General features: G+C 70.9%; 18 protein-coding genes. 3 read left to right on the top strand and 15 right to left on the bottom strand.

Annotated features, from left to right (window positions below; translation table 11 throughout):
- Positions 1-150 precede the first annotated feature (150 nt).
- The 9 genes from ACZ514_RS13265 to ACZ514_RS13305 form a co-directional block, all read right to left on the bottom strand.
- The gene (locus ACZ514_RS13265) at positions 151-1,266 is read right to left on the bottom strand and encodes a sugar ABC transporter substrate-binding protein (RefSeq protein ID WP_468165166.1); all 1,116 of its coding nucleotides are present in this window, start codon (positions 1,264-1,266) and stop codon (positions 151-153) included.
- Positions 1,267-1,384: 118 nt separating this feature from the next.
- The gene (locus tag ACZ514_RS13270) at positions 1,385-2,599 is read right to left on the bottom strand and encodes an ROK family transcriptional regulator (RefSeq protein WP_468165168.1); all 1,215 of its coding nucleotides are present in this window, start codon (positions 2,597-2,599) and stop codon (positions 1,385-1,387) included.
- Between the two features lie 277 nt (positions 2,600-2,876).
- A complete protein-coding gene (locus tag ACZ514_RS13275) occupies positions 2,877-3,806 on the bottom strand; it encodes a carbohydrate ABC transporter permease (protein ID WP_468165170.1) in 930 nt (309 codons plus the stop codon).
- Between the two features lie 12 nt (positions 3,807-3,818).
- Positions 3,819-4,763 (bottom strand): carbohydrate ABC transporter permease, encoded by a 945-nt coding sequence (locus ACZ514_RS13280; protein WP_468165172.1) that lies wholly within the window; start codon positions 4,761-4,763, stop codon positions 3,819-3,821.
- A 38-nt stretch (positions 4,764-4,801) separates the two neighbouring features.
- Complete coding sequence (gene ngcE / locus ACZ514_RS13285) at positions 4,802-6,226, bottom strand: N-acetylglucosamine/diacetylchitobiose ABC transporter substrate-binding protein (RefSeq protein WP_468165174.1); 1,425 nt, start codon at positions 6,224-6,226, stop codon at positions 4,802-4,804.
- A gap of 320 nt (positions 6,227-6,546) precedes the next feature.
- A complete protein-coding gene (gene acnA, locus ACZ514_RS13290; RefSeq protein ID WP_468165176.1) occupies positions 6,547-9,264 on the bottom strand; it encodes an aconitate hydratase AcnA in 2,718 nt (905 codons plus the stop codon).
- Between the two features lie 326 nt (positions 9,265-9,590).
- Positions 9,591-10,043 (bottom strand): hypothetical protein, encoded by a 453-nt coding sequence (locus ACZ514_RS13295; protein ID WP_468165178.1) that lies wholly within the window; start codon positions 10,041-10,043, stop codon positions 9,591-9,593.
- Entirely contained in the window at positions 10,040-10,561 is a 522-nt protein-coding gene (locus tag ACZ514_RS13300) for an RNA polymerase sigma factor (protein WP_468165180.1), read from the bottom strand. The genes ACZ514_RS13295 and ACZ514_RS13300 overlap by 4 nt, the downstream gene beginning before the upstream one ends.
- A complete protein-coding gene (locus tag ACZ514_RS13305) occupies positions 10,545-10,994 on the bottom strand; it encodes a DUF3995 domain-containing protein (protein ID WP_468165182.1) in 450 nt (149 codons plus the stop codon). Before ACZ514_RS13305 ends, ACZ514_RS13300 begins: the two co-directional genes overlap by 17 nt.
- 402 nt (positions 10,995-11,396) lie before the next feature.
- Between ACZ514_RS13305 and ACZ514_RS13310 the strand changes: the two genes are divergently transcribed.
- Positions 11,397-12,926, top strand: coding sequence for a helix-turn-helix domain-containing protein (locus ACZ514_RS13310; protein WP_468165184.1), 1,530 nt, complete (start codon positions 11,397-11,399; stop codon positions 12,924-12,926).
- 299 nt (positions 12,927-13,225) lie between these two features.
- Complete coding sequence (locus ACZ514_RS13315; protein WP_469124730.1) at positions 13,226-14,605, top strand: cytochrome P450; 1,380 nt, start codon at positions 13,226-13,228, stop codon at positions 14,603-14,605.
- A 12-nt stretch (positions 14,606-14,617) separates the two neighbouring features.
- Here the strand turns inward: ACZ514_RS13315 and ACZ514_RS13320 are convergent, their stop codons facing one another.
- The gene (locus ACZ514_RS13320; protein WP_469124731.1) at positions 14,618-15,187 is read right to left on the bottom strand and encodes a hypothetical protein; all 570 of its coding nucleotides are present in this window, start codon (positions 15,185-15,187) and stop codon (positions 14,618-14,620) included.
- 37 nt (positions 15,188-15,224) lie between these two features.
- Positions 15,225-16,790, bottom strand: coding sequence for an MFS transporter (locus ACZ514_RS13325; protein WP_468165190.1), 1,566 nt, complete (start codon positions 16,788-16,790; stop codon positions 15,225-15,227).
- An 83-nt stretch (positions 16,791-16,873) separates the two neighbouring features.
- Between ACZ514_RS13325 and ACZ514_RS13330 the strand changes: the two genes are divergently transcribed.
- Positions 16,874-18,943: a S9 family peptidase gene (locus ACZ514_RS13330; protein WP_469124732.1), complete on the top strand. Its 2,070-nt coding sequence runs from the start codon at positions 16,874-16,876 to the stop codon at positions 18,941-18,943.
- Between the two features lie 92 nt (positions 18,944-19,035).
- Here the strand turns inward: ACZ514_RS13330 and ACZ514_RS13335 are convergent, their stop codons facing one another.
- Genes ACZ514_RS13335 through ACZ514_RS13350 form a run of 4 tightly spaced genes read right to left on the bottom strand, consistent with a single transcriptional unit; the run spans position 19,036 to position 23,028 of the window.
- Positions 19,036-20,049 (bottom strand): ABC transporter ATP-binding protein, encoded by a 1,014-nt coding sequence (locus ACZ514_RS13335; RefSeq protein ID WP_469124733.1) that lies wholly within the window; start codon positions 20,047-20,049, stop codon positions 19,036-19,038.
- Positions 20,046-21,068 (bottom strand): ABC transporter ATP-binding protein, encoded by a 1,023-nt coding sequence (locus tag ACZ514_RS13340; protein WP_468165196.1) that lies wholly within the window; start codon positions 21,066-21,068, stop codon positions 20,046-20,048. Before ACZ514_RS13340 ends, ACZ514_RS13335 begins: the two co-directional genes overlap by 4 nt.
- Positions 21,068-22,054, bottom strand: a complete 987-nt coding sequence (locus ACZ514_RS13345; protein ID WP_468697178.1) for an ABC transporter permease — start codon at positions 22,052-22,054, stop codon at positions 21,068-21,070. Before ACZ514_RS13345 ends, ACZ514_RS13340 begins: the two co-directional genes overlap by 1 nt.
- Positions 22,051-23,028, bottom strand: a complete 978-nt coding sequence (locus tag ACZ514_RS13350; RefSeq protein ID WP_469124734.1) for an ABC transporter permease — start codon at positions 23,026-23,028, stop codon at positions 22,051-22,053. Before ACZ514_RS13350 ends, ACZ514_RS13345 begins: the two co-directional genes overlap by 4 nt.
- Positions 23,029-23,038: the final 10 nt, after the last annotated feature.

Consider the following 23,038-nt stretch of genomic DNA (forward strand, 5'->3'; position numbering starts at 1 on the left):
CGTGCAAAAGAGCAGGAGCGGGGCGGATGGGGGAAATGCGACAAGCGAAAGACGAAGCGTTTCTGCCCGGCGCCCCGCGGGTGGCGGGGCATGAGGTGCGGGGCACCGGGCAGGGAAGGTGGGCCGCCGCTCCGAGGCGGCGACGGGGCCTTACTTGAGGCCGATGGCGGCGCAGGAGGCCGCGAACTTGTCGGTGCAGATCTCGTCGGCCGTGTAGACGCCGTCCTTGACGACGGTGTCCTTGATGTTGGCCTTGGTGAGCGAGACGACCGGGATCAGCACGGACGGAACGCCCTTGGAGGTCGGGCTGTCGACCTTGTTGTTGATGATCCCGTCGATCTTCTCGCCCTTGGCGAGGGCGACGGCCATCTCGGCGGCGGCCGCGGCCTCCGGGGCGTACGGCTTGTAGACGCTCATGAACTGCTCGCCCGCGACGATCCGCTGGACGCCGGCCAGTTCGGCGTCCTGGCCGGTGACCGGCGGGAGGGGGGACAGACCGGCGGCCTTGAGGGCCGTGATGATGCCGCCGGCCATGCCGTCGTTGGCCGAGTAGACGCCGATCACCTTGTCCTTGCCGAGCGCGGTGAGCGCGCCCGCCATGTTGGTGTTGGCGTTCTCCGGCTTCCACTCCTTGGTGTCGTACTCCTTGCCGATGTTCACCTTGCCGTCGAGGACGGAGTGGGCGCCCTTCTTGAACAGCGCGGCGTTCGGGTCGGTGACGGAGCCGTTCATCATGACGATCTGGCCGTCCTTGGCCTTGTCGCCCAGGGCTTCGAGCAGGGCCTTGCCCTGGACCTTGCCGACCTCTTCGTTGTCGAAGGAGGTGTAGGCGTCGATCGGACCCTCCGCCAGGCGGTCGTAGGCGACGACCGGGATGCCGGCGTCCTTGGCCTTCTTGACCGAGCCCGCGATGGCCTTGGCGTCGACCGCGTCGATGATCAGGACGTTCACCTTGTTGGTGATCATCGTGTCGACCTGCGAGTTCTGCGTGGTCGCGTCCTGCTTGGCGTTGGCGTAGACCACCTCGGCCTTGCCGCCGGTGAGATCGGCGACCTTCTTCTCGATGAGCGGCTTGTCGAACTTCTCGTAGCGCGCGGTCTGGTTCTCCGGCAGGAGCAGACCGACCTTGATGGCGTCACCGGCGGCGGCGGAGCCGGAGGGCTTCTTCTCGCCGCCTGCTTCCTTGGCACTGCCACATGCGGCCAGCGAAACGGCCATGGCACCCGCGGCGACGGCTACGGCGGCTCTGCGCATACGCGTGTTCATTCGTTGAACCTCCCTGACGAGGCCGCAACGCTGCGGCCGAGGTGGATGTGAGTCAACCCCGGCCGCAAGTTTGTCGTCAAGGAGTGAATCCTTAACGAGATGACAACGGTGCCATCCGTTATCTAACTGAAGACATGACGGCGGGAGCTCGCACCCCAATGCCATTTTCCGCCAAAAGCGTCGAATCGCCCATCTCGCTGAGTACGAGCGCCAGCGCGCCGAGTACCTCCGCCCGGCCGCCCAACGAACCCGTGAGCACCGACAGCTGACGGGCCGCACTGGGGATCGCGTACCGCCCCACGGACTCGCGTATCGGCGAAAGCACCAGTTCACCGGCCTCCGCCAGCGAACCGCCCAGCACCACCCGGCTCGGGTTCAGGAGGTTGCAGAGGCTGGCCACGCCGCTGCCGATGTGGCGGCCCACGTCGGTGACCACCCGGCGGCAGCCGGGGTCCCCGCCCCGGGCCAGCTCCACCACCTTCTCCATCGTCAGCCCGGGCCCGTGGGTGCCCTGGAGCAGCGGCAGCACGTAGCGCGCGGCGGCGAAGGTCTCCAGGCAGCCGCGGTTACCGCAGCGGCAGACGGGGCCGGACTCGTCCAGGGTGATGTGCCCGATCTCCCCGGCGGTGCCGCCGGGTCCCCGGTAGATCTGCCCGTTGATCACCAGGCCCGCGCCCACACCGCTCGCGACCTTGATGTACGCCAGGTCGCGGACTCCCCGGCCGCTGCCCCAGACCAGCTCCCCCAGCGCGCCCAGGTTCGCGTCGTTGTCCACGTAGACCGGTACGCCCAGGCGCTGCGAGAGCTCCTGGCGCGGGTTGATCCCGGCCCAGCCCGGCAGGATCGCGGTCGAGCCCAGCGTGCCCGACTCCACGTCGATGGGGCCCGGCACGCCGAGCCCCACCCCGATGACCTTGTCGCGGGCCACGCCTATGCCCTCGACCAGCCGTCCGACCAGGGTTTCCGCCCGGTCGAAGCCGTCGACCCAGGAGGCGTCCACGTCCAGCGGCTCGGCCTCCTCGGCCAGCACCTGGTGCGCGAGGTTGCCCACGGCCACCCGCAGGTGGGTATGGCCGAAGTCCACGCCGATCACGATGCCGGCGTCCCCGCTGAGCGAGACGCTGCGGGCCCGGCGTCCGCCGGCCGAGGTGTCGGTGACCTCGACGGTCCCGCTCTCCTTGAGCTCACGGACGATGTTGGAGACCGTGGCCGCCGACAGTCCGGTGGTGCGGGCGATCTCCGCCTGGGTCAGCGAACCGGCGAGGCGCACGGCCCGCACGACTCGTTCCAGGTTCGCGCGGTGCAGCGAGGACTGCGATCCGGGAGTCTGCACGACTCATCCACTCCTGCCCATGAACGGCGGACGTCCGCCGCCCCCCGGCCGGTGTCGCGGCTGTGCGCTCCGAGACCCCGGCGTCTCTCCAACTTGTGAACCTTAAGTCGAGCCTTTGGCCACTCCGCCGTCAAGACCCTGAGACGGAGCGAACCGGACACATAGCCAGAAAGTATGAACAAGGGTCGCGGTGTGAGCCTCTTTTCCCTTTCCCTCGGGATGCTCTGACTCTCCTGTCAGGCATACGTCATCCAGGCCCCGGGCGCACCCCGTGGCGCTACTTCAGGGTCGCCGAGGTCAGGCCGGCCTGGATCTGGCGCTGGAAGGACAGGTAGACCACCAGCATCGGGATCATCGCGATGGTCACGCCGGCGAACAGCACCGGCAGGTCCGTCTCGTAGCCCATCTGGTACTGGAGCTGGATCAGACCCTGGGTGAGCATGTAGCGCTCGGGGTCCGCCCCGCTCTGCGGCTGCATCAGCACCGACGGCAGGATGTACTGGTTCCACTGGCCCAGGACATTGAATATCCCCACGCTGATCAGGCCCGGCTTGGCCATCGGCAACATCACCTGGAAGAAGATCCGGGTGTCGGAGGCCCCGTCGATCACGGCTGCCTCGTGCACCGCCGTCGGCAGGGTCCGGAAGAAGGAGTGCATGAAGAAGACGGTGAAGGGCATCGAGTAGGCGACGTAGACCAGGACCAGCCCCTGGTACGTGTTGAGCATGTCCAGGCGCTTGACCATGAAGAACAGCGGTACGAGCGCCAGGAAGACGGGGAACATCGCCCCGCTGACGAAGAAGTAGTAGATGATCCGGTTCCCCCGGAAGGGGTAGCGGGCCAGTACGTACGCGGCCATGGAGCCGAGCAGCATGGTCAGCGGGACCGAGAAGGCCATCACGATCAGGGTGTGGCCGAAGTAGCCGCCGATGCCCTTGTCCCAGGCACGGCCGAAGGCGTCGAAGTGCCAGTGGGAGGGCCAGCTGAGGGCCGAGGCCCCGATCTGCGTGTCGGTCTTGAACGATCCGAGCGCCAGCCAGACCAGCGGCAGCACGATCAGAACCGCCCAGACGGCGAGGAAGCCGTGCGAGAAGACGTTGAGCGCCATCCCGTCGGAGCGGCGCCCCCCGCCGTCCCCGTCCCGGCCTCCGCCGGCGCCGGGCCGCTCCGCGGAGGGCTCGCCCGGCGCCTTGATCACTGTGGTCATCGCGTCTCCCGCTCAGAACTCGATGCGCTCGCGGCGGGTGGCGCGCAGCGTGACGATGGAAAGGATCATGGTCAGGACGAGCATGACCACGCCCATGGCGCAGGCGTAGCCGCTCTTGCCGAAGTACAGGAAGTTGCGCATCAGTACGGTGGCCATGACCTCGCTGTGGTGGTCGGGTCCGCCGCCGAACTGGGCCGAGGTCATCGTCGACACCAGGACGAACATGTCCATCGCGGCGATGCCCAGGTAGACCGCGGAGGTCTGCACGGAGTCCCACAGCAGGGGCAGGGTGACCCTGAAGAAGGTCTGGGCGCGGCCGGCCCCGTCCAGCAGCGCGGCCTCGTAGATGTCCTTCGGCACGGACTGCATGGCCGCCGAGAAGAGGACCAGGTAGAAGCCGACCCCGTGCCAGACCACCACGAGCAGCAGGCACCACAGGACGAGGTCGGGGTCGTTGAGCCATTCGACGGGGTGGGCCGGATCGACCAGACCGGCCCGGATGAGGAAGCCGTTGAGCAGGCCGCCCTCGTCGCTGCGGTACACCGCCCCGAAGAGCACCGCGAGGATGGCGAGGGAGAGGACCTGCGGGAAGAAGTAGACGATCTTGTAGAAGGCCGATCCGCGGACGCCCCGCACCCCGCCGGCCCCGCCGCGCCCTCCCGCGTTCACCATGAAGGCGAAGAAGAGGGCGAGCAGGATGGTGATCACCGGGACGAACACCAGGAGCAGCAGGTTGTGCCAGAGGGCGACGCGGAAGACCTCGTCCCTCATCAGGGCGGAGTAGTTCTCCAGGCCGACGAAGTCGAACGTCGGCGACTGGCCCGACCAGTTGGTGAAGGAGTATCCGAACGTCTGAACGTACGGCCAGATGACGAAGGTCAGGTACAGCGCGAGCGGCAGGAAGAGGAAGCCGGCGATGAAGCCGGTCCTTCCTCCGCGCCGGGCTACGTGGCTCATGGTGTCCGTCCCTGATGACGCTGCCGGTGGACGTGTGGTCAGCTGCGGCGGTTGTTCTTGGCGTTGGGGTCCTTGGCAGCCTTGTCTACCGCAGCCTGGGCCCGCTTGATCCACTCCTTCGGCTGGATCCGCTGGGTCATCAGCTCATTGGACGCGTTCTGGATCTCGGCGTCCATCTCGCTGTACCAGTCGGGGTACAGGTAGTTGAAGGTGTTCGGGCCCGCCGCCTTGACGGCGGAGACGGCCGAGGCGGTGCCGGGGCGGAGCTTGACGCCCGGGTCGACCCCTTCCTTGACGACGGTGAGCGAGTTGGCCTGCTGGGCGAAGAGGGTGGACCATTCGCGTGACAGCATCGACCGCAGGAACTCCAGGCCGCCCGCCTTGTTGGCGGCCTTCTCCGGGACGATGAAGGGTTCGCCGGCGCCGGCCCGGATGGCTTCGAAGGGGAGCTTGCTGTCGGCGAGGACCGGGACGGGCAGGAACTTCATGTCGAAGTCGTCGGGGGTCTGCTTGAGCTGCTCGTTCTCCAGCCAGGAGCCGGAGGGGATGAAGGCCGCCTTGTACTGGTTCCAGGCGGTCTGGGACTCGGTGTGGGTCAGGCCGTTGGTGCCGGGCATGAGGTAGCCCTTCTCGACCACCTCGTAGACCGCCTCGGCGGCGGCCAGGGCGGCGGGGTTGCCCTCGAAGGCGTTCGGCTCCAGGTTGTCGATGGCCTTCATGGCCTCCAGACCGCCCTTCTTGGCGATCAGGTCCATGATGACGACGTTGATGTAGTACGGGAACTTCCCCTGGTGGGCCAGGCCGCCGATACCGGCCTCCTTGGCCTTGGCGCAGACGGCCAGGAACTCGTCCCAGGTCCTGGGCTCGGTCCAGCCCTTCTCCTTGAAGAGCTTGCCCGAGTACCAGAAGCCGTAGACGGTGTAGACGTAGTAGAGGGCGACGAACTTGCCCCCCTGGGTCCCCTGTTCGACGGTACCGGGGATGAGCGTGTCCCGGACCTTCTTGCCGGGGTCGTCGAGCGAGGGCGCGTCGAGCACGACGCTGAGGTCGGCGAGCTGGCCGCCCTTGGCGAGGACGTCGATCTTGATCTGCTGGGCGCCGGAGTCGTCGACCACGTCCGGCGGGGTGCCGCCGTTGAAGCGGGGCTGGAGCTTGGCCGCGATCTCCTGGGTGCTGACGTGGGAGCTGGTGGTGCCCCACTTCTTGTCGAAGGCGGCCTCCCAGGCCTTCGCGTAGTCGTCGCCGAAGCCGCCCTTGAAGACGACCACGTCGAGTTTGCCGCCCTTGGCGACGCCGAAGGGGTTCTCCTTGGACACGACCCCCTTGTCGGGGCCCTTCGTGGTGTCCTCACCACCGGAGGCGCAGGCGGACAGGAAGCTCATCGTCGGCACGCTGATCAGTCCGAGCGCTGCGGAACGCTTGATCAGATCACGGCGGCCGAGGCCCTCACCAGTGGATCCCATGCTCATGTCCTCGCCTTCGTCAGGAGTGTGAAGGAGGCCGGAAACCGCGGCAGTTACCACAAGACGGGCCTCACCGCGGGTCCCCCGGCATCCCCCGGCCCGGAGCCGCTGATCGCACGGCGGCCCGGACGGGCACAGGTATAGTCCACTTCCGCTCGGCTCAGCAAGATCGTGCGCAAGGATCGTTCCCGGCTTTTCCGAGTTGAGACCTGTCCGTCACCTGGGACCGCCGCCGCGAAAAGCGGAAGGGCCGCACCCCCTTGACGGGGGTACGGCCCTATGGTGCCGACAGACGGCGGATCGCTCCGCCTGGCGCGCCCTTAGCCGCGGATGAGGTTCCGCAGGACGTACTGCATGATGCCGCCGTTGCGGTAGTAGTCGGCCTCGCCCGGCGTGTCGATGCGGACGACCGCGTCGAAGGAGACACCGGTGTCGGTGGTGACCTTGACCGTGCGCGGCGTGGTGCCGTTGTTCAGCTCCTCCACACCGGTGAAGGAGAAGGTCTCCTCGCCGGTGAGGCCCAGGGAGGCCGCGGTGGCGCCCTCGGGGAACTGCAGGGGCAGGACGCCCATGCCGATCAGGTTCGAGCGGTGGATGCGCTCGTAGGACTCGGCGATGACGGCCTTGACGCCGAGCAGCGCGGTGCCCTTGGCCGCCCAGTCGCGGGACGAGCCGGAGCCGTACTCCTTGCCCGCCAGGATGACCAGCGGGATGCCGGCGGCCTGGTAGTTCTGCGAGGCGTCGTAGATGAAGGAGACCGGCGCGCCCTCGACGGTGAAGTCGCGGGTGAAGCCGCCCTCGGTGCCCGGTGCGATCTGGTTGCGCAGGCGGATGTTGGCGAACGTACCGCGGATCATGACCTCGTGGTTGCCGCGGCGGGAACCGTACGAGTTGAAGTCGCGGCGCTCGACGCCGTGCTCCGTGAGGTACTTGCCGGCCGGGGTGTCGGCCTTGATCGCACCGGCCGGGGAGATGTGGTCGGTGGTGACCGAGTCGCCCAGCTTCGCCAGCACGCGGGCGCCGGTGATGTCGGAGACCGGGGTGGTCTCCATCGTCATGCCCTCGAAGTAGGGGGGCTTGCGCACGTAGGTGGACTGCGGGTCCCACTCGAACGTGTTGCCGGTCGGGATCGACAGCGCCTGCCACTGGGCGTCGCCCGCGAAGACGTCCTGGTAGGACTTGTTGAACATGTCCTCGCCGATGGCGTTCGCCACGACGTCGTTGACCTCGGCCTCGGAGGGCCAGATGTCCTGGAGGAAGACCGGCTTGCCCTCGGTGTCGGTGCCGATGGCGTCCTTGGTGATGTCCACCTTCATGGAGCCCGCGATGGCGTACGCGACGACCAGCGGCGGGGAGGCCAGGTAGTTCATCTTGACGTCGGGGTTGATGCGGCCCTCGAAGTTGCGGTTGCCCGAGAGGACCGAGGTGACCGCGAGGTCGTGCTCGTTGATCGCCTTCGAGATCTCCTCGTCCAGCGGACCGGAGTTGCCGATGCAGGTGGTGCAGCCGTACCCGACGAGGTTGAAGCCCATCTTGTCGAGGTACGGGGTCAGGCCGGCCTTGTCGAAGTAGTCGGTGACGACCTTCGAGCCGGGGGCCAGGGTGGTCTTGACCCACGGCTTGCGGGTCAGGCCCTTCTCGACCGCCTTCTTGGCCACGAGCGCCGCGGCGACCATGACGTAGGGGTTCGAGGTGTTGGTGCAGGAGGTGATCGCGGCGACGGTGACGGCGCCGTGGTCGATCTCGAAGGACGAGCCGTCCGCGAGGGTGACCAGGGTCGGCTTCGACGGGGCGCCGTCCGGGCGGATCGCCGGGGCGTCGGAGGCCGGGAAGGACTCGATGCCCGCCTCGTCCACGTCGTCGACGTAGTTGCGCACGTCCTGGGCGAACTGCTCGGCGGCGTTCGCGAGGACGATGCGGTCCTGCGGGCGCTTCGGGCCGGCGATGGAGGGGACGACCGTGGAGAGGTCGAGCTCCAGCTTCTCGGAGAAGTCCGGCTCGGCGGCCGGGTCCAGCCACAGGCCCTGCTCCTTGGCGTACGCCTCGACCAGCGCGACCTGCTGGGCGTCGCGGCCCGTCAGGCGCAGGTACTTCAGCGTCTCGTCGTCGATCGGGAAGATCGCGGCGGTCGAGCCGAACTCCGGCGACATGTTGCCGATGGTGGCGCGGTTCGCGAGGGAGGTGGCGGCGACGCCCTCACCGTAGAACTCGACGAACTTGCCGACGACGCCGTGCTTGCGCAGCATCTCGGTGATCGTCAGCACCAGGTCGGTGGCGGTGGTGCCGGTCGGCAGCTCGCCGGTCAGCTTGAAGCCCACGACGCGCGGGATCAGCATGGAGACCGGCTGGCCGAGCATCGCGGCCTCGGCCTCGATGCCGCCGACGCCCCAGCCCAGCACACCCAGGCCGTTGACCATGGTGGTGTGCGAGTCGGTGCCGACGAGGGTGTCGGGGTACGCCTGGCCGCCCCGGACCATGACGGTGCGGGCCAGGTGCTCGATGTTGACCTGGTGGACGATGCCGGTGCCCGGGGGGACGACCTTGAACTCGTCGAAGGCGGTCTGGCCCCAGCGCAGGAACTGGTAGCGCTCCTTGTTGCGGCCGTACTCCAGCTCCACGTTCTGGGAGAACGCGTCCTTGGTGCCGAACTTGTCGGCGATGACGGAGTGGTCGATGACCAGCTCGGCCGGGGCCAGCGGGTTGATCTTGGACGGGTCGCCGCCGAGCTCCTTCACGGCCTCACGCATGGTGGCGAGGTCCACGACGCACGGGACGCCGGTGAAGTCCTGCATGATCACGCGGGCCGGCGTGAACTGGATCTCCTGGCTGGGCTGCGCCTGGGAGTCCCAGCCGCCGAGCGCCCGGATGTGGTCGGCGGTGATGTTCGCGCCGTCCTCCGTGCGGAGCAGGTTCTCCAGCAGGACCTTCAGGCTGTAGGGCAGGCGGGCGGCGCCCTCGACCTTGTCCAGCCGGAAGATCTCGTACGACTCGTCGCCCACCTGCAGCGTGCTGCGGGCGTCGAAGCTGTTCGCCGACACGACAGTCTCCTTCATGCATGATTTCGCGCGTATAACCGCATCCTGCCGCCACGCCCTGTGGCCAATCCGCTAAGGTCAGGCTAAGTTAGGTAACCCTTATCAGCGGGGGCGGCTTGCGGAACGCCTTCGGCAGATATCTCGATGTCGAGATAACTCTAGTACATGTCCGGGGGCGGGGACGAGGTGCACACCTCGCGGCCCGCTCAATCGAGTCGTTTCTCAGCGAACCGGGTCGTTCGGGCTCCGATCTCGGCGGTGAGGACCGGCCGGCACGTCGGCTTCGAGCCGTGGACCGGCTCCGGACCCCGGAGCCGGTGGCTTCCCGGTCACAGCAGGGCCGTCAGGCGCTGGACGCTGCGGCTGCCCTCACGACGTACGCCCAGGGGGATCAGGGCGGCATGGGCCGGCAGGCGCACGCCCCCGGTGAACGCCACCCGAGTGCCGGGACCTTCTGGCGCCGCCGCCACGCCGAGCAGCAGGAACCGGCTCTGCAGCCAGCACCAGCCGGGCCGCTGCACCCCGCGCAACCGGGCCCGCATCCCGTACCTGCTGCGCACCAGTGCCTCCACGCGCTCGCCCTGCCGGTGGACGACACGCAACCGCTCCATGTCGGGCACGACCTGCCCGAAGGAGCCCTCCAGGTCGCCCAGCAGGGCCCAGACCCGTTCGAAAGGGGCGTCGATGTGCGCCTCGGTCACGTGGGCGCCGCGAATGCCGCCGGCCAGGGCGTGCAGGCGGCGTACGGGGTCGAGGTGGGTGAGGGGCCAGGGCTCGTTCATGACGTCCACGCCTTTCGGAAGGTGTCTCGGGCCCGGTGCAGCCGCGACTTGACGGTGCCCGTGCGCACGCCGAGCAGGGCGGCGGCGGTGCGTTCGTCCAGGCCCTCGACGTCCCGCAGCATCAGCACCGCGCGGTGCTCGGGGGAGAGCCGGTCCAGTACGTCCCTGATGTCTGCGGAGAGCTGGGGGTCGCTGCGGGCGGGGAGCGCGCTGAGATCGGCAGGTACGGTGCGGGCGGCGCGGTGCGCGGTGCGGATCCCCTCCCGTACGGCGATGGCACGGACCCAGCCGTGCAGTGCGGCCGGGTCCTTGAGGGTGCGGAGCGACTTGAAGACCGACACCAGGGTCTCCTGCGCAGCGTCCGGGCCCTGGCCCAGGGCTATGGGTCCGCAGATGCGGCCCACGTACGGGGCGAGGAGATCGAGGAGTTCGGCCATGGCGAGGGTGTCGCCACGCTGGGCGGCCCGCACGAGGCGGACCGTCCGGTCATCGGACCGTTCGTCAGGCACGGGCCGCATCCTTCCCCCGCGCCACGCGCAGAGCGGCGATGGCCAGGACGGCGCACAGTGGGGTGTAGAGCATGAGGTTGAGCCAGTAGAAGGCGGTGCCGGTCTCCTTGGCGAACAGCCAGTAGATCCCCGCCAGGGCGCGCAGCGAGAGGCCCGCGGCCACGGCCAGGGTGCCGACGCGGAGTAGCAGGTGACGGGGCCGGCGAGAGTGGGCGAGGACGAAGGCGGCGGCGGTGAGGAGCAGGGCGACAAGAGGAAGCAGGATCGGTGGCGTGAACGGCACGTCCGTACCGAGAACCGCGTGGGAGAGGCTCCTGTCGTCGGCTGCGGGCCATGTGGCTCCCGTCGTCCAGTACAGGTGGAGCACAGCGTCCACGGTGAGCACCGAGGCGACGAGCGCGGCGGCGCGGGTCGGGGCGGGGGTGGCAGGCCGGCACAGCATGGGTCCTCCTACGCGGCGGGGGGTTCCGTCGCCCTGTTGAGGAGCCGCGCACGCGAAACGTTCCCTCGGAGTACGTAAATTTTCCGAGACGTCCGAAGCCAACGAGCCGAGTCCGGTCCTCATGTCTCACCCCGTCCAGTCCACACGGGTAGGCGACATGGGGACGACTGGCGGCGTCCCGCGGTGACGGCCGGGCGCCGTCACCGCCAGGCCGAGAGACGGCGCCACCGGGACCGCCGGGGTGTGACCGCCGCGACGCGGCGCCTCACCGACACCTCGGCGAGGAGGCGCAGGGCGCCGGGGCAAGCCGCGTTGGGCCGGAAGGGGAATCTGACGGACCGGTTGCACCCGTCTGCCGCACCCCACGCGAACCACATCTCATATCTGAGATACGGTGCATCCATGGCAGACGACTACCTCGTACGCATCGGCAAGCTCATCCGTGACGCCCGGCAGCACCGGGGCTGGACACAGAGTCAGCTCGCCGACGCCCTCGGCACCAGCCAGAGTGCGGTGAACCGCATCGAGCGCGGCAATCAGAACATCAGCCTTGAGATGATCGCCCGAATCGGTGAAGCGCTCGACAGCGAAATCGTCTCCCTGGGCTACGCCGGACCGATGCACCTGCGCGTCGTCGGCGGACGCCGCCTCTCCGGCTCCATCGACGTCAAGACGAGCAAGAACGCCTGCGTGGCGCTGCTGTGCGCCTCCCTGCTCAACAAGGGGCGCACCGTCCTGCGCCGGGTGGCCCGCATCGAAGAGGTGTACCGGCTCCTCGAGGTCCTCAACTCCATCGGCGTCCGCACCCGCTGGATCAACGACGGCGTGGACCTGGAGATCGTCCCGCCGGCCCGGCTCGACATGGACGCCATCGACGCGGACGCGGCCCGCCGCACCCGCAGCATCATCATGTTCCTGGGCCCGCTCCTGCACCGCACGGACCAGTTCCGCCTGCCGTACGCCGGCGGCTGCGACCTCGGCACCCGCACCATCGAGCCCCACATGATCGCCCTGCGCCGCTTCGGCCTGGACATCACCGCGACCGAGGGCATCTACCACGCGAAGGTCGAGGCGGGGGTCTCCCCCGGCCGGCCCATCGTCCTGACCGAGCGCGGGGACACGGTCACCGAGAACGCCCTGCTGGCCGCGGCCCGCCACGACGGCGTCACCGTCATCCGCAACGCCTCCTCCAACTACATGGTCCAGGACCTGTGCTTCTTCCTGGAGGCCCTGGGCGTCCAGGTCGAGGGCATCGGCACCACCACCCTGACCGTCCACGGCGTACCCGCCATCGACGTCGACGTGGACTACAGCCCCTCCGAGGACCCGGTCGAGGCGATGAGCCTGCTGGCCGCCGCCGTGGTGACGGAGTCCGAACTCACCATCCGCCGCGTCCCGATCGAGTTCATGGAGATCGAGCTCGCGGTCCTGGAGGAGATGGGCCTCGACCACGACCGCTCGGCCGAGTACGTCGCCGACAACGGCCGCACCCGCCTGGTCGACCTCACGGTCCGCCCCTCCAAGCTCGAAGCCCCGATCGACAAGATCCATCCGATGCCCTTCCCCGGGCTGAACATCGACAACGTCCCGTTCTTCGCCGCCATCGCCGCGGCCGCCCAGGGCAAGACGCTGATCCACGACTGGGTGTACGACAACCGGGCCATCTACCTGACCGACCTCAACCGCCTCGGCGGCCGGCTCCAGCTCCTGGACCCCCACCGCGTCCTGGTCGAGGGCCCCACCCGCTGGCGCGCGGCCGAGATGATGTGCCCCCCGGCCCTCCGCCCCGCGGTGGTCGTCCTCCTCGCGATGATGGCGGCCGAGGGCACCTCGGTCCTGCGCAACGTGTACGTCATCAACCGCGGCTACGAGGAACTCGCCGAGCGCCTCAACTCGGTCGGCGCCCAGATCGAGATCTTCCGCGACATCTAGGGACAACCCACCCCCAGAACAGCTCAGGAGCCCCCGCCCCGGCACCCGGCCGGCCGGCGGGGGCTTCGCCGTTCCCCGCCCCGGGGGTCGGCCCAAGTACTCGTTCCGCCACTCCAAGGCCGCCGAGTTGACCTCGTTCGCTACGAGGTCGGCTCCCCATGCGCGGTGCGGTGGAGGGGCGGGGCCGACGGCTCCGGCATCAGAAGGGCGGGATTCGGCCGGATGGCTGAGGGGGCCTCGCCCGCGGGGTGGTGGGCGGGCAGAATCCGGCGGGACGGTGACGAGAGGCGGGGGCGGGCATGGTGGTGCGGACGGGCGGGGCCGGGGTTCCCGGGCTGGAGGGGGTGCCGTTGCTCGGGTCGCTCTTCGACCTGAAGACGGACTCCCTCAGGACCTACGAGCGGGCCCGGCAGCGGCACGGGGACGTCGTACGGATCAGCGCCGGCCCGCCCGGGCTGCGCGCCGAGCTGTACTGCGTGTTCTCCGCGGAGGGCGCCCAGCGGGTGCTGGCCACCGAGGCGGCCAACTTCCGCAAGGACAACGCCTTCTACCAGGAGGTCCGGGACTCCTTCGGCAACGGGCTGCTGACCAGCCAGGACGCGGACTACCTGCGCCAGCGCCGGCTGGTGCAGCCGCTGTTCACCCGCAAGCGGGTCGACGGCTACGCCGCGGCCGTCGCCGCCGAGACCGAGGACACCCTGGCCGCGTGGGCGCAGGCCCTGGACGGGATCGTCGACGTCTCCGCCGAGATGATGCACCTGGCCCTGCGCGCGGTGTCCCGGATCCTGTTCGGCGCCGACGTCGACGCCACCGTGGACGTCGTGCACCGGTGCTTTCCGGTCATCACGGAGTACGTGCTGCGCCGCGGCTACTCCCCCGCCAACCTCCCGCGCACCTGGCCGACGCCGGGCAACCGGCGGGCGGCCGTCGCGCTGGACGAGCTGTACGCCGTCTGCGACGGGATCATCGCCCGGCGGCGGGGGGCCGCTTCCGGGCAGCCGGCGGCCGAGGACCTGCTGACGCTGCTCGCCGGTGCGCGGAGCGCGGACGACGGCACCTTCGACGCCGCCGAACTGCGCGACCAGGTCCTCGTCTTCCTGCTCGCCGGGCACGAGACGACGGCGACCTCGCTGGCCTTCGCCCTGCACCTGCTCGCCCGGCACCCCGAGGAACAGGCCCGGGCCCGGGAGGAGGTGCGCGGCGTGCTGGGCGACGGGCGCACCCCGCGGGCCTCGGACCTCGAGCGGCTCCCCTACCTCACGCAGGTGCTCAAGGAGGCGATGCGGCTCTACCCGGCGGCCCCCGTGATCGGCCGCAAGGCGGTCGCCGCCACCGAGGTCGAGGGCCACACCGTCCCGGCCGGCGCCGATGTGATCCTGGCCCCCTGGGTGACGCACCGGCACCCCCGGTACTGGAGCGACCCCGGGCGTTTCGACCCCGAACGCTTCACCCCGGAGGCCGAGGCCGGCCGGCACCGCTACGCGTGGTTCCCCTTCGGCGGCGGCCCGCGCGCCTGCATCGGGCAGCACTTCTCGATGCTGGAGTCGGTGATCGCGCTGGCGATGCTGCTGCGCGCCTACGCGTTCGAGGCCGTGGACCAGGAGGTGCCGGTGAGCGCCGGGATCACCCTGCGGGCGGAGGGACCGGCACGCTGCCGGATCCGCCGCGTGGAGGGGTAGCGGGCCCCGCGGTCAGCGGTAGTCGTCGGGGTGGTCCTGCATCCAGGTGTTGATCTCGTCCCGGGTGGCGGTCAGCGCGCTCTCGTGCTTCTTCAGGTTCTCGAAGCCTCGGTCGCCGCCCAGTTGCCCGTCGAGCTTCGCGATCAGGGCGATCGGCTCGGGAAAGTGGCCGGGGCCCTTCGGGTCGGCCTTCATCGCCCGGTCCAGGCGGTGGAGTTCGTCGTGGACGCGGCCGAGGAAGTACGCGCAGTTGCCGGGCGTGCAGGAGTCCCCCAGGGTCGCCTGGAGTCCGGCGAAGGCGTCCCGGACGCGTTCGGGCGGCGCGGAGGGCAGGCCGCTCGCGGAGGCCGGGCCGGTGGCCCGGGCGGTGGGCGTCGCGGCCGGGGACGCGGGTGCGCCCGTACCGCCGCCGGAGGCGCCGGACCTCGGGGACGCGGACGCGGCGGGCGACGGGGCGGAGGCGGCGGGCGACGGGGCCGCGGCGGCCCCCGGCTCCGGGTCGCTCCCGCAGGAGACGGTGAAGGCCGCCAGGGTGACGGTCAGGGCTGCAGCGGCGGCGCCGCGCACGGTCGATCGGAACATCGGACATTCCCCCCGGTTTTACGATGAGCCGCCGAGCCTACCCGCCCCGCTCGTCCGGGACCGGGGCCGGGGTGTGGTTGCCCTGGAGGCTTTCCAGGTCCGAGGGCCGCACCTGGATCGCGACGAGCGCGATGACGGCGCCGGCGAGCGTGAAGAGGGACGCCGCGACGAAGGCCGCGTTCACGCCCGAGGTGAGCACCTGGTCGGCCCAGGGGCGGGGGAGCTGCCCGGTGCGCGTGAAGAAGGCCTTCTGTTCGGGGCTCGCGGCGCCGAGGAAGGCCGGCACCTGCTCCTTCGCCTCGTCGCGGCTGGCCGTTCCGAAGACGGTGACCAGGATCGACAGTCCCAGTGAGCCGCCGACCTGCTGCATCGAGTTGAGCAGCCCGGAGGCCGCGCCGGACTCGCGGTCGGGGACGCCGGACAGGGCCATCAGGGTCAGCGAGACGAACTGCAGCCCCATGCCGGTGGCGAACACCAGCAGCGGGCCGAGGATGCTGCCCGGGTAGGTGGAGTGGACGTCGGTGAGCGTCAGCCAGCCCAGCCCGGTCGCGCAGCACAGCGCGCCGGCGACCATGAAGGGCTTGGGTCCGTACCGGGGCAGCAGTTGGGAGGCGGATCCGGCCGCCAGCGCGACCACGACGCTGACGGGCAGGAAGGCGAGTCCGGCCCGCAGCGGGCTGAAGTCGAGGACGTTCTGCACGAACAGGGTCAGGAAGAAGAACATGCCGAAGATCGCGCAGGCGAGGAAGAGCATGATCCCGTAGGTGCCCGCGCGGTTGCGGTCGGCGAACATGTGCAGCGGGGTGATCGGCTGGGGCGAGCGCCGCTCGTTGAGGAGGAACAGGGCCAGCAGGACCACGGAGGCGGCGAAGGAGGCGAGGGTGAGCCCGTCGCGCCAGCCCTCCTGGGAGGCGCGGATGAAGCCGTAGACGAGGCTGACCATGCCGCAGGTGCCCAGCAGCGCGCCGGGGAGGTCGAAGTGCCCGGGGTGGCGCGCGGACTCGCGCAGGACCCTGGCGGCCAGGACGGCGATCAGCAGGGCGATCGGGACGTTGACGAAGAGCACCCAGCGCCAGTTGAGCCATTCGACCAGGATCCCGCCCGCCAGGAGCCCGATGGCACCGCCGCCGGCGGAGACGGCGGCGAACACGCCGAAGGCCCGGTTGCGCGCCGGGCCTTCGCGGAAGGTGGTGGTGATCAGGGCCAGCGAGGTCGGGGAGGCGATGGCGCCGCCGACGCCCTGGAGGGCCCTGGCCGCCATCAGCTGGCCGGCGTTCTGGGCGAGTCCGCCGAGCAGGGAGGCCAGGCCGAAGAGCAGTACTCCGAAGACGAAGACGCGCTTCCTGCCGAGGATGTCGCCGGTGCGGCCGCCCAGCAGGAGCAGACCGCCGAAGGTGAGCGTGTAGGCGCTGACGACCCAGGAGAGGCTCTCGGTGGAGAAGTCGAGGGCGGTCTGGATGTGTGGTAGCGCGATGTTCACGATGGTGATGTCGAGCACGACCATGAGCTGGCACGAGGCAATGACGAACAGGGCCAGCCCGTTTCCGCTCCCGCGGACCTTGCCGTCGGTCCCGTTGTTGGTCGGCAGTGCGTTCGGGTCCACTAGTCGACGCTAAGCCCGGGGGCGGGGTGCCACCACTCGAACGGCCTATGCCATGTGACATTTCACCTGCCACAATGGGGATCATGGACGATTTCCTCAGGCTCTCCGGCGACACCGCCCGGTTCACGTACGGCTCCCCCCGGGCTTTCGCCTTCGGCGACGACGGCCGCCTCCTCTGGTTCCTGCGCTCCACGGGCCCCACCGACCCCCTGGAGAGCCTCTGGATCCTCGACACCGCCACCGGCACCGAGACCCGGCTCGCCGACCCGCGCGCGCTCTGTCCCGAGCCCGGCCCGCTCCCCGTCGCCGAGCGCCGGCTGCGCGAGCGCACCCGGCTCGTCGCCGCCGGGATCGGCTCGTACGCCCTCACCGGCGACGGCCGCCGCGCCGTCTTCCCGCTCTACGGGAAGCTGTACGAGGTCACCTGTGACGGCACCGGCACGCCCTCGCCGGTCCCCACCGCCGGCCCCGCCCTGGACCCCCGCCCCAACTCCGACGGCTCGCGCGTCGCGTACGTCACGGACGACGCCCTCTACGTCCACCCGGGCGGCCGCGCCAGCCCCGCCGACGGAGCCCGCTGGGGCGTCGCGGAATTCGCCGCCGCCGAGGAACTCGGGCGCGCCCGGGGCCACTGGTGGTCCCCCGACGGCGTCACCCTGCTCGCCGCCCGCGTCGACGAGAGCGCCCTCCCGCGCCGCCACTTCACCGACCCGGCACACCCGGAACTCCCGGCGGAGGACTTCGCGTACCCCGAGGCGGGCGGCCCCAACGCCGACGTGCAGCTCTGGGTGCTCCGCCCGGACGGCGGCCGGGTCCGGCTCGACTGGGACGCCGAGGCCTTCCCCTACGTCTCCGACGCGGGCTGGGACTCCGGGACGGAGATCCTGCTGACCGTCCAGGACCGGCTCCAGCGCACCGTGCTGCTGCTGAGCGCCGACCCGGCCACCGGCCGCACCACCGAACTCTCCCGCACCACGCACCCCCAGTGGGTGGACCCGCTCGTGCCCGGCACCCCGGCCCGGCTGCCCGACGGCCGGATGCTCACCGCCACCGACACCCCCGGCGGGGCCGCCCGCGCCCTCGCCGTCGACGGCGAGCCGCTCACCGGCGACGGGATACAGGTCCGCCGGGTGGCCGGCCTGCACCGGGGACTGCTGCTGATCGAGGCCGGGCTGCGCGACCCCGCCGAGCAGCAGGTGCTGCTGCTCGACCCCGGCTCCGGAGCGCTGACCCCGCTCGCCGACGGTCCCGGGGTGCACTCCGTGTCCGCCGCGTCCTGCGGGGCCCTGCTGCTCACCGGCGCCCGCGCCGAGGGGATCCGGCGTACCGTACGCGCCCCCGACGGCCGGGAGTCCAGCCCCGCCGATCTGTCCGCGCCGCTGCCGTACCGGGTGCGACCGGTCCTGGAGCGGGTCACCGAACACGGGGTCCCCACCGCGCTCGTGCTGCCCCGCGGCCACGTCCCCGGCCGGAAACTGCCCGTACTGGTGGACGGTTACGGCGGACCCGGCTACCAGGACGTGTGCGCCGAGCCGCGCCGCTGGCAGCACCGCCAGTGGTGGGCCGACCAGGGCTTCGCCGTCGTCACCGTCGACAACCGGGGCACCCCGTACGTCTCGCCCGCCTTCACCCACGCCATGTACCGGGGCTTCTCCGAGGTCACCCTCGAGGACCAGGTCGCGGCGCTGCGGGCGCTCGGCGAGCGCCACCGCGACCTCGACCTCGGCCGGGTCGGGGTGCGCGGCTGGTCCTACGGCGGCTACCTGGCGGCCATGGCCGTGCTGCGCCGCCCGGACGTCTTCCACGCGGCTGCCGCCGGGGCCGCGCCCACCGACTTCCGGCACTACGACACGGCGTACACCGAGCGCTACCTCGGACTCCCGCAGGACCACCCGGAGGTGTACGAGCGGGACTCCCTGATCCCCGACGCGCCCGCGCTGGTCCGGCCGTTGCTGCTGGTCACCGGACTGGCCGACGACAACGTCCACCCCTCCCACACCCTGCGCCTGTCCCGGGCCCTCACGGACGCCGGCCGTCCGCACCAGCTGCTGGCGCTGCCCGGCGTCACGCACATGACCCCGGGCGGGACACGGGAGAAGGTCATGGCGCTGGAGCTGGAGTTCTTCCGCCGCGAGCTGGGCCTGACCGGCTGAGCGGCCCCGACGGCACGGGGCCCCGGGGACTTCGTCGTCCCCGGGGCCCCTCCCCCCTCCCGCGGTCCCGTCGGTCACCCGGGACCCGCCGCCTACGCCAGGTGGCACGCCACCTCGCGCGAGGCGACGAGCCGCAGCGCCGGCCGCTCGGTGCGGCAGACCTCCTGCGCCAGGGGGCAGCGCGGGTGGAAGGTGCAGCCGGGGGGCGGGGCGGCCGGGCTCGGCGGATCGCCGAGCAGCACGATCCGCTCGCGCCGCCGCTCCGCCGCCGGGTCGGGCAGCGGTACGGCGGACAGCAGCGCCCGGGTGTAGGGGTGCTGCGGGTTCTCGTAGAGGGACTTCTTGTCCCCGATCTCGACGATCCGGCCGAGGTACATGACCGCCACCCGGTCGCTGACCCGCTTGACGACCGACAGGTCGTGCGCGATGAACACGTAGGCCAGGCCCAGTTCGGCGCGCAGCCGCTCCATCAGGTTGACGATCTGCGCCTGGACGGAGACGTCGAGGGCGGAGACCGGTTCGTCGGCGATGACCAGCCGGGGGCTGGTGGCGAGCGCACGGGCGATGCCGATGCGCTGGGCCTGGCCGCCGGAGAACTCGTGCGGGTAGCGGTCGATGTGCTCGGGGATCAGCCCGGTCAGCTCCATCAGCTCGGCGGCCCGGCGGCGGGCGTCCGCCGCGCTCCAGCCCTGCACCATCAGCGGGTCGGAGATGATCCGGGCCACGGTCTGGCGGGGGTTGAGGGAGGAGTGGGGGTCCTGGAAGACCATCTGGATGTTCCTGCGCAGGGGGCGCAGCTCGCCCTGGGAGAGGCGGCTGATGTCCCTGCCGTCGAAGGTGACGCTGCCGGAGGTGGGTTCCAGCAGCCGCACCAGCATCCGGCCGGTGGTGGACTTGCCGCAGCCGGATTCGCCGACGAGGCCGAGGGTACGGCCGGCCTCCAGGTCGAAGGAGATCCCGTCGACGGCCCGCACGGGGGCCGCCCGGCGCCCCGTCAGCGAGCGCTTGCCGGGGAACGTCATGGTCAGGTCCCGTACGGAGAGCAGGGGGCCGGCCGGGCCGGCCGGCCGTGCGGCCCGGTCCTCGCGGGTGGCCGGGGCGGTCATCGGGACACCTCCGGGGTGCGGGCGGGGGCGGAGCCCGCGAAGTGGCAGGCGGCCGTCCGGGCCGGGGAACCGTACGGGAGCAGCTCGGGCAGTTCGGCCGCGCAGCGCTCGCGCTCCTGCGGCGGGCCGGCGGCGGCCCGCGGGCAGCGCGGGGCGAAGGCGCAGCCCGGGGTGCGGTTGAGCAGCGATGGCGGGGAGCCGGGGATGGAGGGCAGCGGGACGTCGTCGGCGCTGTCGAGACGGGGCAGGGAGTCGAGCAGGCCCCGGGTGTAGGGGTGGGCGGGGTCGGCGAACAGGGCGTCGGCGGGGGCCTGTTCGGCGGCCCGGCCGCCGTACATGACCAGCACCTCGTGGGCGACGCGGGCCACCACCCCCAGGTCGTGGGTGATCATGACGACGCCGAGGCCGCGTTCCTCCTGGAGGCGGGCGATCAGTTCGAGGATCTGCGCCTGGACGGTGACGTCGAGGGCGGTGGTGGGTTCGTCGGCGATGAGCAGGTCGGGTTCGCAGGCCAGGGCCATGGCGATCATCGCGCGTTGGCGCATGCCGCCGGAGAACTGGTGCGGGTACTCCCCCGCCCGGCGGGCCGGTTCGGGGATGCCCACCTCGCCGAGCATGTCGACGGCGCGTTTGCGGGCGGCGGCCCGACCGGCCTTGAAGTGCACGCGGAAGTGCTCGGCGATCTGCTCGCCGACGGTGTAGTAGGGGTGCAGGCTGGACAGCGGGTCCTGGAAGATCATGGCCATCCTGCGGCCGCGCACCTTGGCGAGTTCCTTCTCGGGGAGGCCGGTGAGCTCCTGCCCGGCGAGGGCGACGGAGCCGGTGACCTCGGCACCGGCGCGGTGCAGGCCCATGACGGCGAGGGAGGTGACGGATTTCCCCGATCCGGATTCTCCGACGATGCCGAGGGTGCGGCCCGCCTCGACGGTGAAGCCGAGCGAGTCGACGGCGCGTACGGTGCCGCGCGGGGTGGTGAACGTGACGCACAGGTCGCGCACGTCGAGCAGCGGGGTGCTCATCAGTACCTCACCCTCGGGTCGATGACGGCGTACAGCAGGTCGACGGCGAGGTTCGCGACGACGATGAAGAAGGCGGCGAGCAGGGTGACGCCGAGGACCACGGGCTGGTCGGAGCTGACGAGGGCTCCGTAGAAGAGCCTGCCGACGCCGGGGAGTCCGAAGATGGACTCGGTGATGACGGCTCCGGCGAGCAGGCCGCCGAGGTCCATGCCGAAGATGGTGAGGATCGGGGTCATACCGGAGCGCAGCCCGTGTTTGACGACGACCGTGCGCTCGGGCATGCCCTTGGCGCGGGCGGTGCGGATGTACGGCTCGGCCATCGCCTCGATCATCGAGCCGCGGCTCTGGCGGGCGTACATGGCGGCGTAGAGCAGGGCGAGCGCGGTCCAGGGCAGCAGCAGGTTCGCGGCCCAGCCGAGGGGGTCGCCGGTGAAGGGCTGGTAGCTGGGGTAGGGCAGCAGCCCGGCGGTGCGGATGACCCCGTAGATGAGCATGACGGAGGTGAAGTAGACGGGCAGGGAGGCCGCGGCGACCGCGCCGACCATGAGGGCCTTGTCGGTGGCGGTGTCCTTGCGCAGGGCGGCGGTCACGCCGGCGCCGAGGCCCAGGAGGAGCCACAGGGCGGCGGCGCCCACGGCGAGGGAGGCGGAGACGGGGAGCCGGTCCATCAGCAGGTCCCAGACCGGCAGGGAGTTCTCGTAGGAGTAGCCCAGGCAGGGGAAGTCGCACTGGACGGCGTACTGGCCGGAGCCGAGGGTGCGGCCGGTGAAGATGCCGGTGAGGAAGTCGGCGAACTGCCGCCACAGGGGCTGGTCGAGGCCCAGGTGGGCGCGTACGTCGGCGAGTCGTTCGGCGCTGCACGTCTTGCCGCAGGCGGCGGCGGCCGGGTCGGAGGGCAGGACGTAGAAGATGAGGAAGGTGACGGCCGCGATGGCGAGGAGCACGCCGGCCAGGGCGACGAGGCGGCGCAGGAGGTAGAGGATCAACTGCGGCCGCCCCTCGGGTCGAGGACGTCGCGCAGGGCGTCGCCGAGGAGGGTGAAGGCGAGGACCGCGAGGAAGAGGAAGACGCTCGGGATGACGAAGTACATCGGGTCGGTCTCGTAGAAGGCCACGGACTCGGCGATCATCTGGCCCCAGGACGGGGTGGGCGGGCGGACCCCGACGCCGAGGTAGCTGAGCGCGGCCTCGGTGCTGATCATGCCGGGGATGAGCAGGGTGGTGTAGGCGATGACGGGGGCGGCGACGCCCGGGAGGATGTCGCGGGTCAGGATGCGCCAGGCGCTCGATCCGCCGACGCGGGCGGCGTCGACGTACTCGCGGTGTTTGAGGGAGAGGGTCTGGCCGCGGACGACGCGGGCGACTCCGGGCCAGCCGAAGAGCCCGATGACGGCGGTCATCAGGACGATGCGGTTGACGTCCTTGGCCACCGACAGCATCGCGATCATGAAGATCAGCGAGGGGAAGGACATGGTGAGGTCCATCAGCCGGGACAGGACGGCGTCGGTGCGGCCGCCGAAGTAGCCGGCCGCGATGCCGGCGGCGGTTCCGGCGAGGACGACGATGGCGGTGGCCGCGAAGGCGATGAGCAGGGAGACCTGGGCGCCGTGGACGACGCGGGCGAACAGGTCCCGCCCGGTGACGGGTTCGACGCCGAGCCAGTGCTCGGGGCTGATGCCGCCGAGGAAGCCCAGTGGGAGGCCGCCGAGGTAGGGGTCGACGGCGCTCTTGTCGAACTCCTCGGGGGACCAGCCGCCGAGTGCTCCCAGCCAGGGGGCGGTGGCGGCCATCAGGACGAAGAGGAGGACGACGCCGGCGCTGACGCGGACGGCGGGACGACGGGCCAGTTCCCGCCGGGCGAGCTGCCAGGGGCTGCTGCCCGGCGGGAGGTCCTTGGCCGGGGCTCCGGGCGGTGGGGCGTCGGGGGCCGGGGCTCCGGACGCCGGTGCGGTGGTGGTCATGGCGCTGTGG

The organism is Streptomyces sp. NPDC034086 (assembly GCF_055575515.1).

What these genes read in the sequence shown, in the direction of transcription:
- ACZ514_RS13265 (WP_468165166.1), bottom strand. Translation starts at nt 1,266, where the DNA reads ATGAACACGCGTATGCGCAGAGCCGCCGTAGCCGTCGCCGCGGGTGCC.
- ACZ514_RS13275 (WP_468165170.1), bottom strand. Translation starts at nt 3,806, where the DNA reads ATGACCACAGTGATCAAGGCGCCGGGCGAGCCCTCCGCGGAGCGGCCC.
- ACZ514_RS13280 (WP_468165172.1), bottom strand. Translation starts at nt 4,763, where the DNA reads ATGAGCCACGTAGCCCGGCGCGGAGGAAGGACCGGCTTCATCGCCGGC.
- ngcE (WP_468165174.1), bottom strand. Translation starts at nt 6,226, where the DNA reads ATGGGATCCACTGGTGAGGGCCTCGGCCGCCGTGATCTGATCAAGCGT.
- ACZ514_RS13295 (WP_468165178.1), bottom strand. Translation starts at nt 10,043, where the DNA reads ATGAACGAGCCCTGGCCCCTCACCCACCTCGACCCCGTACGCCGCCTG.
- ACZ514_RS13300 (WP_468165180.1), bottom strand. Translation starts at nt 10,561, where the DNA reads ATGCGGCCCGTGCCTGACGAACGGTCCGATGACCGGACGGTCCGCCTC.
- ACZ514_RS13305 (WP_468165182.1), bottom strand. Translation starts at nt 10,994, where the DNA reads ATGCTGTGCCGGCCTGCCACCCCCGCCCCGACCCGCGCCGCCGCGCTC.
- ACZ514_RS13310 (WP_468165184.1), top strand. Translation starts at nt 11,397, where the DNA reads ATGGCAGACGACTACCTCGTACGCATCGGCAAGCTCATCCGTGACGCC.
- ACZ514_RS13315 (WP_469124730.1), top strand. Translation starts at nt 13,226, where the DNA reads ATGGTGGTGCGGACGGGCGGGGCCGGGGTTCCCGGGCTGGAGGGGGTG.
- ACZ514_RS13320 (WP_469124731.1), bottom strand. Translation starts at nt 15,187, where the DNA reads ATGTTCCGATCGACCGTGCGCGGCGCCGCCGCTGCAGCCCTGACCGTC.
- ACZ514_RS13330 (WP_469124732.1), top strand. Translation starts at nt 16,874, where the DNA reads ATGGACGATTTCCTCAGGCTCTCCGGCGACACCGCCCGGTTCACGTAC.
- ACZ514_RS13335 (WP_469124733.1), bottom strand. Translation starts at nt 20,049, where the DNA reads ATGACCGCCCCGGCCACCCGCGAGGACCGGGCCGCACGGCCGGCCGGC.
- ACZ514_RS13340 (WP_468165196.1), bottom strand. Translation starts at nt 21,068, where the DNA reads ATGAGCACCCCGCTGCTCGACGTGCGCGACCTGTGCGTCACGTTCACC.
- ACZ514_RS13350 (WP_469124734.1), bottom strand. Translation starts at nt 23,028, where the DNA reads ATGACCACCACCGCACCGGCGTCCGGAGCCCCGGCCCCCGACGCCCCA.